Annotated in this window: 15 protein-coding genes; 9 read left to right on the top strand and 6 right to left on the bottom strand. The window is 70.3% G+C overall.

The genetic code is table 11. The features are described 5' to 3' along the window. Positions 1 to 26: 26 nt before the first annotated feature. The 6 genes from LXB15_RS01170 (at position 27) to LXB15_RS01145 (ending at position 6,827) form a co-directional block, all read left to right on the top strand. Positions 27 to 701, top strand: coding sequence for an HAD family hydrolase (locus LXB15_RS01170; RefSeq protein WP_233950478.1), 675 nt, complete (start codon positions 27 to 29; stop codon positions 699 to 701). Positions 702 to 769: 68 nt separating this feature from the next. Next, positions 770 to 982: a transcriptional regulator gene (locus LXB15_RS01165; protein WP_233950477.1), complete on the top strand. Its 213-nt coding sequence runs from the start codon at positions 770 to 772 to the stop codon at positions 980 to 982. A gap of 63 nt (positions 983 to 1,045) precedes the next feature. Further along, entirely contained in the window at positions 1,046 to 2,485 is a 1,440-nt protein-coding gene (gene puuE, locus LXB15_RS01160) for an allantoinase PuuE (protein WP_233950476.1), read from the top strand. Further along, on the top strand, positions 2,482 to 3,504 hold the full coding sequence (gene alc, locus LXB15_RS01155; RefSeq protein ID WP_233950475.1) for an allantoicase: 1,023 nt from the start codon (positions 2,482 to 2,484) through the stop codon (positions 3,502 to 3,504). The genes puuE and alc overlap by 4 nt, the downstream gene beginning before the upstream one ends. After that, on the top strand, positions 3,501 to 4,007 hold the full coding sequence (locus LXB15_RS01150) for an ureidoglycolate lyase (protein ID WP_233950474.1): 507 nt from the start codon (positions 3,501 to 3,503) through the stop codon (positions 4,005 to 4,007). Before alc ends, LXB15_RS01150 begins: the two co-directional genes overlap by 4 nt. 117 nt (positions 4,008 to 4,124) lie before the next feature. Then, the gene (locus LXB15_RS01145; protein WP_233950473.1) at positions 4,125 to 6,827 is read left to right on the top strand and encodes a PQQ-binding-like beta-propeller repeat protein; all 2,703 of its coding nucleotides are present in this window, start codon (positions 4,125 to 4,127) and stop codon (positions 6,825 to 6,827) included. 48 nt (positions 6,828 to 6,875) lie between these two features. Here the strand turns inward: LXB15_RS01145 and LXB15_RS01140 are convergent, their stop codons facing one another. Genes LXB15_RS01140 through LXB15_RS01125 form a run of 4 tightly spaced genes read right to left on the bottom strand, consistent with a single transcriptional unit; the run spans position 6,876 to position 10,067 of the window. Then, complete coding sequence (locus tag LXB15_RS01140) at positions 6,876 to 8,213, bottom strand: 8-oxoguanine deaminase (protein WP_233950472.1); 1,338 nt, start codon at positions 8,211 to 8,213, stop codon at positions 6,876 to 6,878. Beyond that, positions 8,210 to 8,842: an urease accessory protein UreG gene (gene ureG, locus LXB15_RS01135; RefSeq protein ID WP_233950471.1), complete on the bottom strand. Its 633-nt coding sequence runs from the start codon at positions 8,840 to 8,842 to the stop codon at positions 8,210 to 8,212. The genes LXB15_RS01140 and ureG overlap by 4 nt, the downstream gene beginning before the upstream one ends. Continuing rightward, a complete protein-coding gene (locus LXB15_RS01130; RefSeq protein WP_233950470.1) occupies positions 8,839 to 9,594 on the bottom strand; it encodes an urease accessory protein UreF in 756 nt (251 codons plus the stop codon). Before LXB15_RS01130 ends, ureG begins: the two co-directional genes overlap by 4 nt. Further along, positions 9,591 to 10,067, bottom strand: coding sequence for an urease accessory protein UreE (locus LXB15_RS01125; protein WP_233950469.1), 477 nt, complete (start codon positions 10,065 to 10,067; stop codon positions 9,591 to 9,593). Before LXB15_RS01125 ends, LXB15_RS01130 begins: the two co-directional genes overlap by 4 nt. Positions 10,068 to 10,159: 92 nt before the next feature. Here LXB15_RS01125 and LXB15_RS01120 point away from each other — a divergent pair, with 92 nt between their 5' ends. Continuing rightward, a complete protein-coding gene (locus LXB15_RS01120; protein WP_233950468.1) occupies positions 10,160 to 10,786 on the top strand; it encodes a hypothetical protein in 627 nt (208 codons plus the stop codon). Positions 10,787 to 10,831: 45 nt separating this feature from the next. Here LXB15_RS01120 and LXB15_RS01115 read toward each other — a convergent pair whose 3' ends face one another. Together LXB15_RS01115 and ureC are read right to left on the bottom strand one after the other, a co-directional pair. Then, positions 10,832 to 11,224: an MliC family protein gene (locus tag LXB15_RS01115; RefSeq protein ID WP_233950467.1), complete on the bottom strand. Its 393-nt coding sequence runs from the start codon at positions 11,222 to 11,224 to the stop codon at positions 10,832 to 10,834. 37 nt (positions 11,225 to 11,261) lie between these two features. Further along, a complete protein-coding gene (gene ureC, locus LXB15_RS01110; protein WP_233950466.1) occupies positions 11,262 to 12,974 on the bottom strand; it encodes an urease subunit alpha in 1,713 nt (570 codons plus the stop codon). 171 nt (positions 12,975 to 13,145) lie between these two features. Here ureC and LXB15_RS01105 point away from each other — a divergent pair, with 171 nt between their 5' ends. Beyond that, on the top strand, positions 13,146 to 13,565 hold the full coding sequence (locus LXB15_RS01105) for a hypothetical protein (RefSeq protein ID WP_233950465.1): 420 nt from the start codon (positions 13,146 to 13,148) through the stop codon (positions 13,563 to 13,565). A gap of 80 nt (positions 13,566 to 13,645) precedes the next feature. Then, a complete protein-coding gene (locus tag LXB15_RS01100; RefSeq protein ID WP_233950464.1) occupies positions 13,646 to 14,191 on the top strand; it encodes a hypothetical protein in 546 nt (181 codons plus the stop codon).

Here is a 14,191-nt window from a genome sequence, read left to right as displayed (position 1 = left end):
ATGCGCGTTCCGGCACGGAGGCCACGATGCGCAGCGAACCCGCCTTTCTCTTCGACCTCGACGGCACGCTCGTCGACAGCGTCTATCAGCACGTCATCGCCTGGCAGGAGGCGCTCGACGCCGAGGGCATCGAGCTGTCGGTCTGGCGCATCCACCGCAAGATCGGGATGAGCGGCGGGCTGTTCACCAACCAGCTGCTGCGCGAGACCGGCACCGCCATCACCGAGGAGACGACCGAGCGGCTGCGCCATCTCCATGCCGAGGCCTATGGCCGCGTCGCCCACATGGTGCGCCCGCTGCCGGGCGCCATCGAGCTGCTGGCGGCGCTCGACGAGGCCGGCATCAAGTGGGCGATCGCCACCAGCGGCCGGATGGAGACGGCGAAGCACAATCTCGAGCGGCTCGGCGTCGATCCGGACAAGGTGCCGGTGATCACCAGGGACCTGGTCAAATACGCCAAGCCCGATCCCGACCTGTTCATCGCCGCCGCCGAGCGGCTGGGCGTGGCGACCGAAGCCTCGATCGTCGTCGGCGATTCGATCTGGGACATGCTGGCGGCGCAGCGCTGCCGGGCGCTCGGCGTCGGCCTGCTGTGCGGCGGCTACGGCACCGACGAGCTGGAACGGGCCGGCGCCTTCCGGGTGTTCGAGGACCCGGCCGACATGCTGCTCCACCTCGACGAGGTCGGCGGGCGGCGCTGACGGCGAGCGGCCGGATACGGCTTGCGAGCGGTAACGAAATCTCCTTAGCTTGAGCCGAGGAGACCGCGATGAAACCCGAAAGGCCTCGCTCGAAATCTCGGAAAGTTTTCCCCGCCCGGAGGAAAGCGCCGAAGTGCAAGTATGGCGACGATCTCACCGGTGCGGAAGGAAATGGCCATCATTCTTCTACCGAGGCTGCGGCGGACTTGACCCCGGACCCGTTTGCGCTGTTCACCGAATGGGACAGCGAGGCCGACCACAGGGCCTACGACCAGCTTTAGGCGAAGTGGCGGGAAGCGCCTCGCCGGCAGCATGAAAGACCCATCCCCGATGACCCGCGCCGCATGACCCGCTATCCCCGCGACCTCGCCGGCTATGGCCGGACCCCGCCCGATCCGCGATGGCCGAACCCCGGCGGCAGCGGCCCGGCGCGGATCTGCGTGCAGTTCGTGATCAACTACGAGGAAGGCGGCGAGAACTCGCTTCTTCACGGCGATGCGGCGTCGGAGGCCTTCCTGTCGGAGATCGTCGGCGCCCAGCCCTGGCCCGGCCAGCGCCACATGAACATGGAGTCGATCTACGAATACGGCGCCCGCGCCGGCTTCTGGCGGCTCTGGCGGCTATTCACCGCGCGGCGGATGCCGGTCACCGTCTACGGCGTCGCCACGGCGCTGGAGCGCAATCCGGAAGCCGTCGAGGCCATGCAGGAGGCGGATTGGGAGATCGCCTCGCACGGGCTGAAATGGATCGACTATCGCGACTACACGCGCGAGGACGAACGCCGGCACATGCAGGAGGCGATCGCCATCCACACCGCCGTCACCGGCGAGCGGCCGCTCGGCTGGTACACCGGCCGCTCCTCTGTCCACAGCCTCGAACTGGCGGCCGAGGACGGCGGCTTCCTCTACGCCTCCGACGCCTATGCCGACGATCTGCCCTACTGGCAGGAAACGGAGGCGGGGCCGCTGCTGATCCTGCCCTACACGCTGGACAGCAACGACATGCGCTTCGCCGCGCCCCAGGGCTTCAACTCGGGCGACCAGTTCTTCGCCTATCTGAAGGATTCCTTCGACGTGCTCTACGCCGAGGGCGAGGCCGGCCAGGCGAAGATGCTGAACATCGGCCTGCACTGCCGCCTCGTCGGCCGTCCCGGCCGCGCCGCGGCGCTCGCCCGCTTCCTCGACTACATCGAATCGAAGGACGACGTCTGGGTCGCCCGGCGCATCGACATCGCCCGCCACTGGCGCGAGCACTTCCCCTATGCCGAGCGCTTCCGGCCGACGCGGCTCTCCCAGACGGCCTTCGTCGAGACCTTCGGCGCGGTATTCGAGCACTCGCCCTTCATCGCCGAGCGCACCGTCGCCCGCGAACTCGGCCCGGCGCACGACCGGCCGGCGGGGCTTGCCGGGGCGATGATCCAGACGTTCCGCGAGGCGAGCGCGGGGGAACGGCTGGCGGTGCTCAAGGCGCATCCGGACCTGGCGGGACGGCTCGCGCTGGCCGGCGAACTCACCGCGCAGTCGGCGCGCGAGCAGGCGGGCGCCGGCCTCGACCGCCTGGCGCCGGACGAGCTTGCGCGGTTCACCGAACTTAACGACCGCTATGTCGCGCGCTTCGGCTTCCCCTTCATCATCGCGGTGAAGGGATTGACCAAGGGCGACATCCTCGCCGCCTTCGAGGCGCGCGTCGACAACGACGCCGAGACGGAATTCACGACCGCCTGCCGCCAGGTGGAGCGGATCGCGCAGCTGCGCATCGCGCAGATCTTCAAGGACAGAGAATGACCGCAGAACGCTTCGTCACGGCCCCCGCCTCGCCCGAGGCCGCCGACCTGCTCGCCCGCTATGTCGATCTCGCGCATCCGCGGCTCGGCACCGAGGTCACCTTCGCCACCGACGATTTCTTCGCCGACAAGAGCCGGATGATCGCCCCCGAGGCGCCGGTCTTCTATCCCGACCGCTTCGACGACCATGGCAAGTGGATGGACGGCTGGGAATCGCGCCGCAAGCGCACGCCCGGCCACGACCACGCGGTACTGCGGCTCGGCCAGCGCGGCACGATCGCGGCGGTCGACATCGACACCTCGTTCTTCACCGGCAACTTCCCGCCCGAGGCGATGCTCGAGGCCGCCGACACGGTGGAGGAGCCCGGCGAGAGCGACTGGCAGGTGCTGGTGCCGCGCCGGGCGCTCACCGGCAACAGCCACAACATCGCCGAAGCCGCCTCAGCCGACCCGGTCCGCTGGCTGCGCCTGCACATCTTTCCCGATGGCGGCGTCGCGCGGCTGCGCGTCTACGGCACGGTGGCCAAGGACTGGTCTGCGGTGCCCGCCGACGAAGTGGTCGATCTCGCCGCGGTCGAAAACGGCGGCCGCGCCATCGCCTGGAACGACGCGCATTACGGCCACCCCGCCAACATGCTGGCGCCGGGCCGCGCGCCGGTGATGTCCGACGGCTGGGAGACCGCCCGCCGCCGCAGGCCCGGCAACGACTGGTGCGTGCTCCGGCTGGGCACCGCCGGCACGATCGAGAGCCTGCAGGTCGATACCCGCCACTTCAAGGGCAATTTCCCCGACCGCTTCAGCCTGCGTGCCGCGCGGCTCGACGCCGATCCGGCCGCCGACGCGGTCGAGGCGGCGAGCGCCGCCTGGCCGCTGCTGCTCGCCGAGACCAAGCTGTCGGCCGACGCGGAGAGGAGCATCGACGCCGTCGAGGCGCTAGGCCCCGTTACCCATGTCCGGCTCGACATCTTCCCCGATGGCGGCATCTCGCGGCTGCGGCTCTACGGTCGGAAGGCCACGTGACCGCCGAGCCCCCGGCGATCGTCCGCGCGCAGCGACTGACGCGCACAGCCTTCGCGCCCTTCGGCGACGTCATCGAGACCGAGGGCGCCGAGCAGCGGCTGATCAACGGCGGCACGACGACGCGCTTCCACGATCTCGCCCGCGTCGACGTCGCGGTCGAGGATGGGCGGCCGCTGATCTCGATCTTCCGCGGCCAGCCCTTCGCCCTGCCCGTCGAAATCCGGATGATGGAACGGCATCCTTTCGGCAGCCAGGCCTTCGTGCCGCTGCAGAAGACGCCGTTCCTGGTCGTCGTCGCTCCGGACGAGGACGGCCGCCCCGGCACGCCGCTGGCCTTCCTCGTCGACGACGGCAGGGGCGTGAACTACGCCCGCAACGTCTGGCACCACCCGCTCCTGTCGCTCGAGCGGGTCGGCGATTTCCTCGTGGTCGACCGCGGCGGGGCGCAGTCCAATCTCGAGGAGGCGAACTATCCGCGCCCCTACGCCGTCATCGGCGCCTGAGACGGATTCATCCGGAGGGAGAGCGATGCACGCAGTCACGGGCAGGCTTTTTGCTGGACTTGGAGTCGCCGAGCCCCAGATGCGAGAAGGAATGCTGCACGGGCGAAGGAACCATACATGCGCTCATCCATCGGATCCGTCGTCGCCCTCATAGCGATATGCCTCCTCGCCCTGATCGGCCTGGCGCTCGCCGGCGGCGGGATCTGGCTGCTGACGCTCGGGGGCTCCTGGTACTATCTCGTCGCCGGCCTTGCGTTTCTCGCGACCGCGGCGCTGGTGTTCCTCCGGCGGCCCGAGGCGCTTCTCGTCTTTGCCGCGGTGGTCGTCGGCACGCTGATCTGGGCGCTCTACGAGGTCGGCTTCGACTGGTGGCCGCTGGCCGCGCGCGGCGGCCTGGTATTCCTGCTCGGCCTGCTGCTGCTGACGCCGTGGGTCACCCGGCGGCTCGGCACGCGCAATGTCGCCGACGCCCTCGACGGCCGCGACCGCCGCCCGACCGCGACGCATGGCGCCGGGGCGGCCCTTAGCGCGGCGCTGGGCGTTGCCCTCATCGTCGCCGTCTCGTCCTGGTTCACCGACCCTCACAACATCGTCGGGGCGCTGCCCGGGCCGCGGGCGGCACCAGTCATCGATCCCGAGGTCCCCGCCGGGGAGTGGCATGCCTATGGCCGGACGGGCTACGGCCAGCGCTATTCGCCGCTCGCCGAGATCACGCCGGCCAATGTCGATGAACTCGAGGTGGCGTGGCATTATCACACGGGCGACATATCCGAGCCGGGGGATCCGACCGAAACGACCTTCGAGGTCACGCCGCTGAAGATCGGCGACCGGCTCTATCTCTGCACGCCGCATCAAGACGTCATCGCCCTCGACGCCACGACCGGCGAGGAAATCTGGCGCTACGATCCGCAGATCGAGGGCGAGCTCGCTTTGCAGCATCTGACCTGCCGCGGCCTGTCCTACCAGCCGCCGGGCGGCGGGACGGCTGCCGCAACGCCACCCGCCGCTACGGACGCCGCTGCCCCGACGGCAGCCGCCGTCCCCCCTGCCGCGCCGGCCGCGCCAGCCGCGACGCCGAATGTTCCGGCGGCAACCGGGACGGCGCCCGCGGAAGCCATCACCGACGCCCCGATCGCGACGGACCCGGGCGGGACCTCACCGCTTGACGGCGATATTGCTGCTGCCGGCGACGCCGGACAGCCGCGGCCGCCGGCGCCGCTCGGCGAGCCGGGCATCGACCAGCCGATCGCCGCCGCCACGGCGGTGCGCACCGCGCAGACCTGCGACGGCAAGCTGTTCATGCCCACCGCCGACGGGCGCCTGATCGCACTCAATCTCGAGACCGGCGCGGTCTGCACGGAATTCGGCGGCGGTGAAGGCCAGATCGATCTCTGGACCAACATGCCAAACGTTCTGCCCGGCGCCTATTACTCCACCTCGCCGGTCGTTGTGACCGACAACGTCATCATCGTCGGCGGCACGGTCCTCGACAACGTGTCCACCAACGAAGCTTCCGGCGTCATCCGCGGCTTCGACGTCAATACCGGCGAGCTCCTCTGGGCCTGGGATTCCGGCAATCCCGACCAGACGGCACCGCTGCCGCCGGGCGAGACCTACACGCCGAACACGCCGAACTCCTGGTCGATTTCCGCGGTCGACGAGAATCTCGGCCTGGTCTATGTGCCGCTCGGAAATCAGCCCCCGGACCAGTGGGGCGCCAATCGGACCGATGCGGTCGAGCGCTTTTCTTCCTCGGTCGTCGCGCTCGATGTCGCCACCGGCGCGGTGCGCTGGGTCTACCAGACCGTGCATCACGATCTCTGGGACTACGACGTGCCGTCGCAGCCCTCGCTGCTCGACATCACCGTCGGCGGCGAGAGCGTGCCGGTGCTCGTCCAGCCGACGAAACAGGGCGAGGTCTACGTCCTCGACCGTCGTACCGGCGAGCCGGTGCTGCCGGTCATCGAGAAGCCGGCACCGGGTGGCGCGGTCGAGCCCGACTTCACCGCCCCCACCCAGCCGGTATCGGCGCTGTCCTTCGACCCGCCGGCCCTGCGCGAATCCGACATGTGGGGCGTGACGATGCTGGACCAGCTCGCCTGCCGGATCGCGTTCCTCGGCTATCAGTATGAAGGGCGCTACACCCCGCCGTCACTCGAAGGCACGCTTGTCTATCCCGGCAATTTCGGCGTCTTCAACTGGGGCAGCGTCGCGGTCGACCCGGTGCGCCAGGTGATGTTCTCCACGCCGGCCTATCTCGCCTTCGTCTCGAAGCTGATCCCTCGCGACAACGACACGGAGTTGGTCGTCAACAAGTCGCAGCCGGAAGGCGCACTGCCGGCGTTGAACGAGAATTTCGGCGCACCCTACGGCGTCGAGCTGTCGCCGTTCACCTCCTGGCTCGGCCTGCCCTGCCAGGCACCGCCTTGGGGCTACGTTGCCGGTGCTGATCTCCAGACGGGCGAGATTGTCTGGATGCACAAGAACGGCACGGTCCGCGACCAGTCGCCGATCCCGCTGCCCTTCGAGATGGGCGTGCCGGATCTCGGCGGACCGGTGATGACCGCCGGCGGCGTCGCGTTCATCTCGGGCACGCTCGACTACTATGTCCGCGGCTATGACGTGACCACCGGCGAGGAACTCTGGAAGGCCCGCCTGCCGGCGGGCGGCCAGGCGACGCCGATGACCTACGAGGGCGCCGACGGCCGGCAGTATCTGCTGGTCGCTGCCGGCGGGCACGGCTCGCTCGGCACCAAGCGCGGCGACAGCGTCATCGCCTACGCGCTGCCGGATGGCAGCGCCGAGGCAGAAGCCGAGTAAAGATCGAAGGACAGCACGATCGGGGGCCGGAGACGGCCCCCGATCCTATCAGGCGAAGCGCCTTGCGGCAGCGCCGTGCTCGGCGCGCAGCCGAGCGACGTCGATGCCGACGGGCATGCCCTCCTCCACCCGCCACGCCCCCTTCACCATCACCCGGTCCGCCCGCGTCGCGCCGCAGAGCACCAGCGCGGCGATCAGGTCGTGCGCGCCGGAAAAGCGCAGCTCGTCGAGGGTGAACAGCGCGAGATCCGCCTGCATCCCCACCGCGATGCGGCCGATATCGCTGCGGCCGAGACAGGCGGCCGAGCCTTCCGTTCCCATCGCCAGGACGTCCCGCGCGGTCATCGCCTCGGCCGACCGGTAGTTCAGCCGGCCGACCATCAGCGCATGCCGCGCCGCCTCGATCAGGTTCGAGGCGTCGTTCGACGCCGAGCCGTCGACGCCGAGGCCGACCGGCGAGCCCGCCGCCTTCAGCTCGTTCACCGGGCAGAAGCCCGAGGCCAGCACCGCGTTGGACGCCGGGCAGTGGCAGACGCCGACCTTGTGGGCGCCGAGCCGCCGGCATTCCTCGGTGGTGAAATGGATGCCATGGGCGAGCCAGGTCCGCGGGCCCAGCCAGCCGACCTCCTCCAGATAATCCACCGGGCGGCAGCCGAAGGTCGCCTCGCAGAAGCGGTTTTCGTCCTCGGTCTCGCCGAGATGCGTGTGCAGCCGGCAGTCGTGCTTGTCGGCCAGCGCGGCGCTGGCGATCATCAGGCTCTTGGTGACGGAAAACGGCGAGCAGGGCGCCAGCGCCATCTGCGTCATGGCCCCGTCGGAACGGTCGTGCCAGCGGCCGATCAGCCGCTCGCTGTCGGCAAGGATCGCGTCCTCGTCCTGCACCACGCTGTCCGGCGGCAGGCCGCCATCCTTGCGGCCCAAATTCATCGAGCCGCGGGTCAGCGTCATGCGGATGCCGAGCGCGGCCGCCTCCTCGGCCTCGATGTCGATGGCGTTCTCCAGCCCCTGCGGGAAGAGATAATGGTGGTCCGCCGCGGTGGTGCAGCCGGACATCATGAGTTCGGTCAGCGCGAGGCGCGCCGACAGGCGGAAGCTCTCCGGATCGAGCCGCGCCCAGATCGGGTAGAGGCTGGTCAGCCAGGGAAACAGTTCCTTGTCGATCGCCGCCGGATGCGCCCGCGTCAGGGTCTGGTAGAAATGGTGGTGGGTGTTGACGAGGCCCGGCAGCACGACGTGGCGCGCGGCATCGAATGTCGCGTCCACCGGCTGGGCCGGCGCGGCACCCGCCGGCACCAACTCGGCGATGCGCCCGTTCGCGACGACGACGCCGCCCTCTGCGCCGTCGGCGAGGATCGCCAGCGGGTCCTTCAGGAAAAGCCGCGTCACGCGGCGTGCTCGACCGCCGGCAGGCCGCCCGTGGCGACGAGGAATGCGAGGATGTCGCCGATCCCCTTCGCCCGCGACAGGTCGGCGAAGATCGTTGGCGCTTCGCCCCTTCCCTTGGCGGCGTCGGCCCGCATGCGCTCCAGGTCGGCGCCGACATAGGGGGCGAGATCGGTCTTGTTGATCACCAGGAGGTCCGAGCGGGTGATCGCCGGCCCGCCCTTGCGCGGGATGTCGTCGCCCTGGCAGACCGAGATGACGTAGATCGACAGGTCCACGAGGTCCGGCGAGAAGGTCGCGGCGAGATTGTCGCCGCCCGATTCCACCAGCACCAGGTCGAGACCCGCATGCCGGGCATTGAGGTCGCGGATCGCCGCGATGTTGATCGAGGCGTCTTCGCGGATCGCGGTATGGGGGCAGCCGCCGGTCTCGACGCCGATGATCCGGTCCGAACTCAGCGCCTGCAGGCGCACCAGCGCCTCGGCGTCCTCGCGGGTGTAGATGTCGTTGGTGACGACGCCGATCGACCAGCTGTCGCGTGCCGCCTTGCAGAGCTTTTCGACCAGCGTCGTCTTGCCCGAGCCGACCGGGCCGCCGATGCCGACCCGCAGGGGGCCGTGTTTCGAGATCATGAGCGGAACAGCCTCGTATGCAGGGTTTCATGCCGCATCGCGGCAATGTCCGACCCTAGCGCCGAGGAGCCGAGATCGTCCAGCGTCGCCCGCGCCGCCCGCCCAGCCGCGTCGGCGATCGCCGGCTCGAGACCGTGCAGCACGCGGACGGCGACGCTCTGCGGCAGCGGCACCAGCCGCACCGCGGCGGAAACCAGCGCGGCGGCAAAGCCGTGCGCATAGGCGATCAGCGTCTCCGCCAGCGGCAGCCCCGCCATGGCCGCGAGACGCCCGGCCGCGACCGGATAGGGCAGTCCGCCGCAAGGCGCCGTGACCGCGGCAAGGCCGCCTTCCGCCGTTGCAGTGCCCGGTTCACCGCCCTCGCCGGCCCAGTGCGCGGAGGCCTCGGCGAAGGCCGCGCCCAGCGCCAAAGTCTCGGCCCGGCGTTCGGCACTGCCGGCGAGCGCGACGGCGAGTTCGGCGACCGAAGCCAGCCGCCCGCGGTCCCCTGCCGCCGCGGCATGGAATGCCTCCGCCATCAGCACCAGGTCGTTCCAGCCGCTGCCCCGGTCGAGCAGCAACGCGACCCAGGCGGCGAGGCCGTCGCCATCCGTGACGATGCCTTCCGCCACCGCCGCTTCCAGCCCGTGCGACCAGGCGAAGCCGCCGATCGGGAAGGCTGGCGAGAACAGCGTCAGCAGCTGTGGCAGCGCCGCGCGCGCCGAGCCCTCGGCCGGCTCGGGCAACGGCAGTCCGGAGGCGCCTGTCGTCACCGGTCGATGAAGTCCGGCACGTGCTCGTGGCCATGGGCCTCGTGCGCCCCGCCATAGGCGCCGCCTTCCGGATCGAAGCCCGCCTCGATCTCGCTGACGGTAGCGCCGAGCCCTTCCAGCATCTCGCGGATCACCGTGTCGCGGCGGATCAGGATGCGGTCGTCGAGGATCTGCGCCGGCAAATGCCGGTTACCGATCTGCCAGGCGATGGCAAGGAGGTGCCGGGCGTCGCGGCCGCTGACTGCGTAGAGCGCCTCCGGCCGGGCCCGCACCGCCACCAGCCGCCCGTCGTCGAGCTGGATCGCGTCGCCGTCCCGCAGCAGCGTCGCCTCCGGCAGGTCGAGCAGGAAGGCGATGCCGCCATCGGTGACCATCGCCATGCGCCGGCGGTGGCGCGCCCCTTCGTCCAGCGTGATCGTGTCGGCTTCCGCCGTCCACTCGCCCGCCCGTCTGACCGATGTGCCCACGATCATGCCGTGATTCCCTTCCCGATTCACCGTTAAGATACCTCCCCGGCGGGCCGCTGCCAGTGCGGCGCAGCAGACGATGCGAAAAGGACGAGGCGATGCCGCTGCAGAACCGCGTCACGCCGCTCGGGCACATCGTCGCCGATCCCGCCCGCGGCAATCTGATGGGCAACCGCGGCATCCTGCACGACGGCGAGCGCCGGCTCGGCCGGAGCCGCTGGAAGCACAAGGCCTGGATCGCCTGCACCCTGGCATTCAAGCAGACCCGCCGCCCGCTGATGGCGCCTGGCCGATACACGGAGCTGTTCTTCCTCGACGAGGCGACGTCGCTGGCGGCCGGGCATCGGCCCTGCGCCGAATGCCGCCGCGCCGATTTCGACGCGTTCCGCGCCGCCTGGGCCGCGGCCGAGGGGAGCGACGATCCGCCGAGCGCCCCGGAGATGGATGCCGCCCTGCATGCCGCCCGGGTCGACCGCTGGAGCAGGGACCAGATTCGACACGAACGGTCCGCCGCCGATCTGCCGGACGGCGTGTTCGTCCTGGTCGATGGCGATCCGTGGCTGGTCTGGCGGCGGCAGCTGCTGCGCTGGACGTTCGGCGGCTACGACACGGCCGCCCCGCTGCCAGCGGGCCTGGCAACGGTGATCACCCCCGCGCCCACCGTCGCCGCCATCGCGGCGGGCTACGCCCCCGGCGTCCATTCCAGCGCCGCCGACGCGCGATGATGCCGCGGCAGCGATCGCTTCCGGCGGCACAAGCGGGCCGCCTGCCTAGCGCTGCACCTGGCAGACCGTGCGGTCGGCGGCATCCGGCGCGCGCTCGCTGTAGAGGTCGCCGCGCGGCCCCTTGGTCCACCAGACCATGTCGTTGGCGACGTATTTGGCACCCGACCCGGCCAGCACCCCGACGAAGAGGGTCGGCTTTCCGTCGATCGGGAGCAGCGCGAAATTGTTGTCCGGCAGGTTGATGTACTCGACCGACAGCGGCTCGGCGTCCGCGGCCGCACCGGTCTTGCAGGCATAGGCGACGGTGGTCCGTTCCGCTTCCCCCGGCAGGTCCAGCGTCAGCGGCGTCAGCGTCTGCGCCCCGGCGGCAAGCGTCGTCACCGCCAGCCCGGCTGCGATCGCCATGGCCCGGGGCGCCATCATTTTCGTGTTCATCATGTCCCTCCTCCCGAAGGTCGTTTCCGTTCAGGGATGGCTAGAACAGAAAATACCGCTGCGCCATCGGCAGCTCGGTCGCCGGTTCGCAGGTCAGCAGTTCGCCGTCGGCGCGCACCTCGTAGGTCTCGGGGTCGACCTCGATCGCCGGCAGCGCGTCGTTGAGGATCATCGAGGCCTTGGAGATGCCGCCGCGGGTGTTCTCCACGGCGAGGAAGGTCTTCTCGCAGCCGAGCCGTTCGCGCAGCCCCGTGCCCATCGCCGCCGCCGAGACGAAGGTCGCGCCGATCGCCCCCACCGCCTTGCCGAAGGCGCCGAACATCGGCCGGTAATGCACCGGCTGCGGCGTCGGGATCGAGGCGTTCGGGTCGCCCATCGGCGCCGCGACGATCATGCCGCCGAGCAGCACCAGGGCCGGCTTCACCCCGAAGAAGGCCGGGTCCCAGACGACGAGGTCGGCGCGCTTGCCGACTTCGATCGAGCCGATCTCCCTCGACATGCCCTGCGCGATCGCCGGGTTGATCGTGTATTTGGCGACGTAGCGGCGGGCGCGCAGATTGTCGTTGTCGCCGGTCTCGCCCGGCAGGCGGCCGCGCTGGCGCTTCATCTTGTCGGCGGTCTGCCAGGTGCGGATGATCACCTCGCCGACGCGGCCCATCGCCTGGCTGTCGGAGGCGATGATCGAGAACGCGCCGAGATCGTGCAATATGTCCTCGGCGGCGATGGTTTCCTTGCGGATGCGGCTTTCGGCAAACGCGATGTCCTCGGGGATCGACGCGTCGAGATGGTGGCAGACCATCAGCATGTCGAGATGTTCCTCGAGCGTGTTCACCGTGTAGGGCCGGGTCGGGTTGGTCGAGGACGGCAGGACGTTCGGCAGGCCGCAGACCTTGATGATGTCCGGCGCGTGTCCCCCGCCGGCGCCCTCGGTGTGGAAGGCGTGGATGGTGCGGCCGCGGAAGGCGCCGACCGTGTCCTCGACGAAGCCGCTCTCGTTCAGCGTGTCGGTGTGGATCATCACCTGGATATCGTAGGCGTCGGCGACCGACAGGCAGCAGTCGATCGCCGCCGGCGTCGTGCCCCAGTCCTCGTGCAACTTCAGCGCGCAGGCGCCGCCCAGCACCATCTCCTCCAGCGCCGCCGGCAGCGAGGCGTTGCCCTTGCCGGAGAGGCCGATATTCATCGGCAGCCCGTCCACCGCCTGCAGCATGCGCGCCATGTGCCAGGGCCCCGGCGTGCAGGTCGTCGCCAGCGTGCCGTGCGCCGGGCCGGTGCCGCCGCCGAGCATCGTGGTGACGCCGGAGAACAGCGCCTCCTCGACCTGCTGCGGACAGATGAAGTGGATATGGCTGTCGAAGCCGCCGGCGGTGACGATCTTGCCCTCGCCGGCGATCGCCTCGGTGCCCGGGCCGACGATGATGGTGACGCCCGGCTGGGTGTCAGGGTTGCCGGCCTTGCCGATCGCCGCGATTCGCCCGTCCCTTAGGCCGATATCGGCCTTGTAGATGCCGGTATGGTCGAGGATCAGCGCGTTGGTGATCACCGTGTCGACGGCGCCCTCGGCGCGGCTCTTCTGCGACTGGCCCATGCCGTCGCGGATCACCTTGCCGCCGCCGAACTTCACCTCCTCGCCATAGGTGGTGAAATCCTTCTCCACCTCGATGAACAGTTCGGTGTCGGCGAGCCGGACCTTGTCGCCGGTCGTCGGGCCGAACATCGCGGCATAGGAGGAGCGGGCGATCCTGGCAGGCATGGGCTGTCACTCCGGGCGGCTTGAGACGGCACGACCGCGCCATTGCGGCGCAGCATCGCCGACCTTAGATCGGTCGCGAAAGCTTGTCTTCCCGCTATCGTCGATCGCGGCGAGACTGCTGGCGGAGACCTGCGCCCTTGGGCGAGACACCCCCGTGTTCGAGGAGTTCCCATGATCCGCCTGGCGCTTATCGCCGCCCTGCTCGGCCCCGGCCCGGCTCTCGCCCAGGCCTTCGATCCGGGGCCGATCGGCAGCGTGCCGGGTTCCTCGGTTTCCGGCATGCGCATCGACGGTGCGCCGCGGCGCGCTGCCGGGCCTCGCGTTCCCGGCGCCGACGTGTTCGGCGACACGGTCGAGGAGCGCGTCTACGGCAAGGACTACGACGACAGCTATCTGCGGCCGGTGGTGCCGCGCGGCGGCGCGGCGAGTGGCGCGACGATCGAACGCCGCGCCACGGAAGGCCGCTCCGACCTCAACGACATCAATGCCGGCGACTTCGCCCGCAGCGGCCCGAACGCCATCGGCGGCAGCGCGGTGACGCGCGGCGGCTCGGGCGGCAGCTCGGGCGGCCGGGCGATCATCCGGCGCTAGGCGGCCGGCGGAACCGCGGCGGGACGCCGGAGTTGCCTTGCAGTAGACTGAGCTCCGTCCGGCAAACGAAAGGCGCCCCCATGCGTGTATCCCTCGCCATCATCACGGGCGTCGCCGCCGCGCTCGTCTCGCTCCCCGCGACGGCACAGGTCGGCAGCATCTCCGGCAGCGGCAGCGGCAGCAGTTCGGGCGGCGTCGGGTCTTCCGGCGCCGCGGGCGGCGTCGGCAGCAGCAGCGTCGGCGGCAGCAGCGTCGGCGGCGGCAGCAGCATCGGCGGCAGCGGATCGCCGACAGGCGGCGTCGGCTCCACGGTCACCGAACCCATCCTGCCCGATGCCGGCATCGGGCTCGGCGGCGGCAGCGACTCAAACGCCGCGCGCGCCACGGAAGGCGATTCGTCGATCAACTCGCTGAATGTCGACGGCCTTGCCCGCTCCGGCACCGGCGGCAGCGCCGTGACGACACTCGGCAACGACGATGACGACGACGGCTTCCGGTCGACGGCCGGTTCCGGCTCGCCGCAGGCCTACCGAATCCCGGTGCCGACCGTGGACGTCGATCTCGGCGCCATCCGTCGCGGCCTCGCCGCCGGCCCGAGCGCGACGCCCAAGCCGAACGGCGACTGA

This window comes from Aurantimonas sp. HBX-1 (assembly GCF_021391535.1).
In the GTDB taxonomy this organism is placed as follows: domain Bacteria; phylum Pseudomonadota; class Alphaproteobacteria; order Rhizobiales; family Rhizobiaceae; genus Aurantimonas.
The sequence above is the reverse complement of the archived record's forward strand: the minus strand, read 5'-3'. Positions and strand labels throughout refer to the sequence as shown.

Excerpts from the sequence above, each read along its gene's own strand:
- ureC (WP_233950466.1), bottom strand. The coding sequence starts at position 12,974 with ATGCCTGCCAGGATCGCCCGCTCCTCCTATGCCGCGATGTTCGGCCCG.
- LXB15_RS01145 (WP_233950473.1), top strand. The coding sequence starts at position 4,125 with ATGCGCTCATCCATCGGATCCGTCGTCGCCCTCATAGCGATATGCCTC.
- ureG (WP_233950471.1), bottom strand. The coding sequence starts at position 8,842 with ATGATCTCGAAACACGGCCCCCTGCGGGTCGGCATCGGCGGCCCGGTC.
- LXB15_RS01170 (WP_233950478.1), top strand. The coding sequence starts at position 27 with ATGCGCAGCGAACCCGCCTTTCTCTTCGACCTCGACGGCACGCTCGTC.
- LXB15_RS01105 (WP_233950465.1), top strand. The coding sequence starts at position 13,146 with ATGATCCGCCTGGCGCTTATCGCCGCCCTGCTCGGCCCCGGCCCGGCT.
- puuE (WP_233950476.1), top strand. The coding sequence starts at position 1,046 with ATGACCCGCTATCCCCGCGACCTCGCCGGCTATGGCCGGACCCCGCCC.
- LXB15_RS01125 (WP_233950469.1), bottom strand. The coding sequence starts at position 10,067 with ATGATCGTGGGCACATCGGTCAGACGGGCGGGCGAGTGGACGGCGGAA.
- LXB15_RS01120 (WP_233950468.1), top strand. The coding sequence starts at position 10,160 with ATGCCGCTGCAGAACCGCGTCACGCCGCTCGGGCACATCGTCGCCGAT.
- LXB15_RS01165 (WP_233950477.1), top strand. The coding sequence starts at position 770 with ATGAAACCCGAAAGGCCTCGCTCGAAATCTCGGAAAGTTTTCCCCGCC.
- alc (WP_233950475.1), top strand. The coding sequence starts at position 2,482 with ATGACCGCAGAACGCTTCGTCACGGCCCCCGCCTCGCCCGAGGCCGCC.
- LXB15_RS01100 (WP_233950464.1), top strand. The coding sequence starts at position 13,646 with ATGCGTGTATCCCTCGCCATCATCACGGGCGTCGCCGCCGCGCTCGTC.
- LXB15_RS01115 (WP_233950467.1), bottom strand. The coding sequence starts at position 11,224 with ATGATGAACACGAAAATGATGGCGCCCCGGGCCATGGCGATCGCAGCC.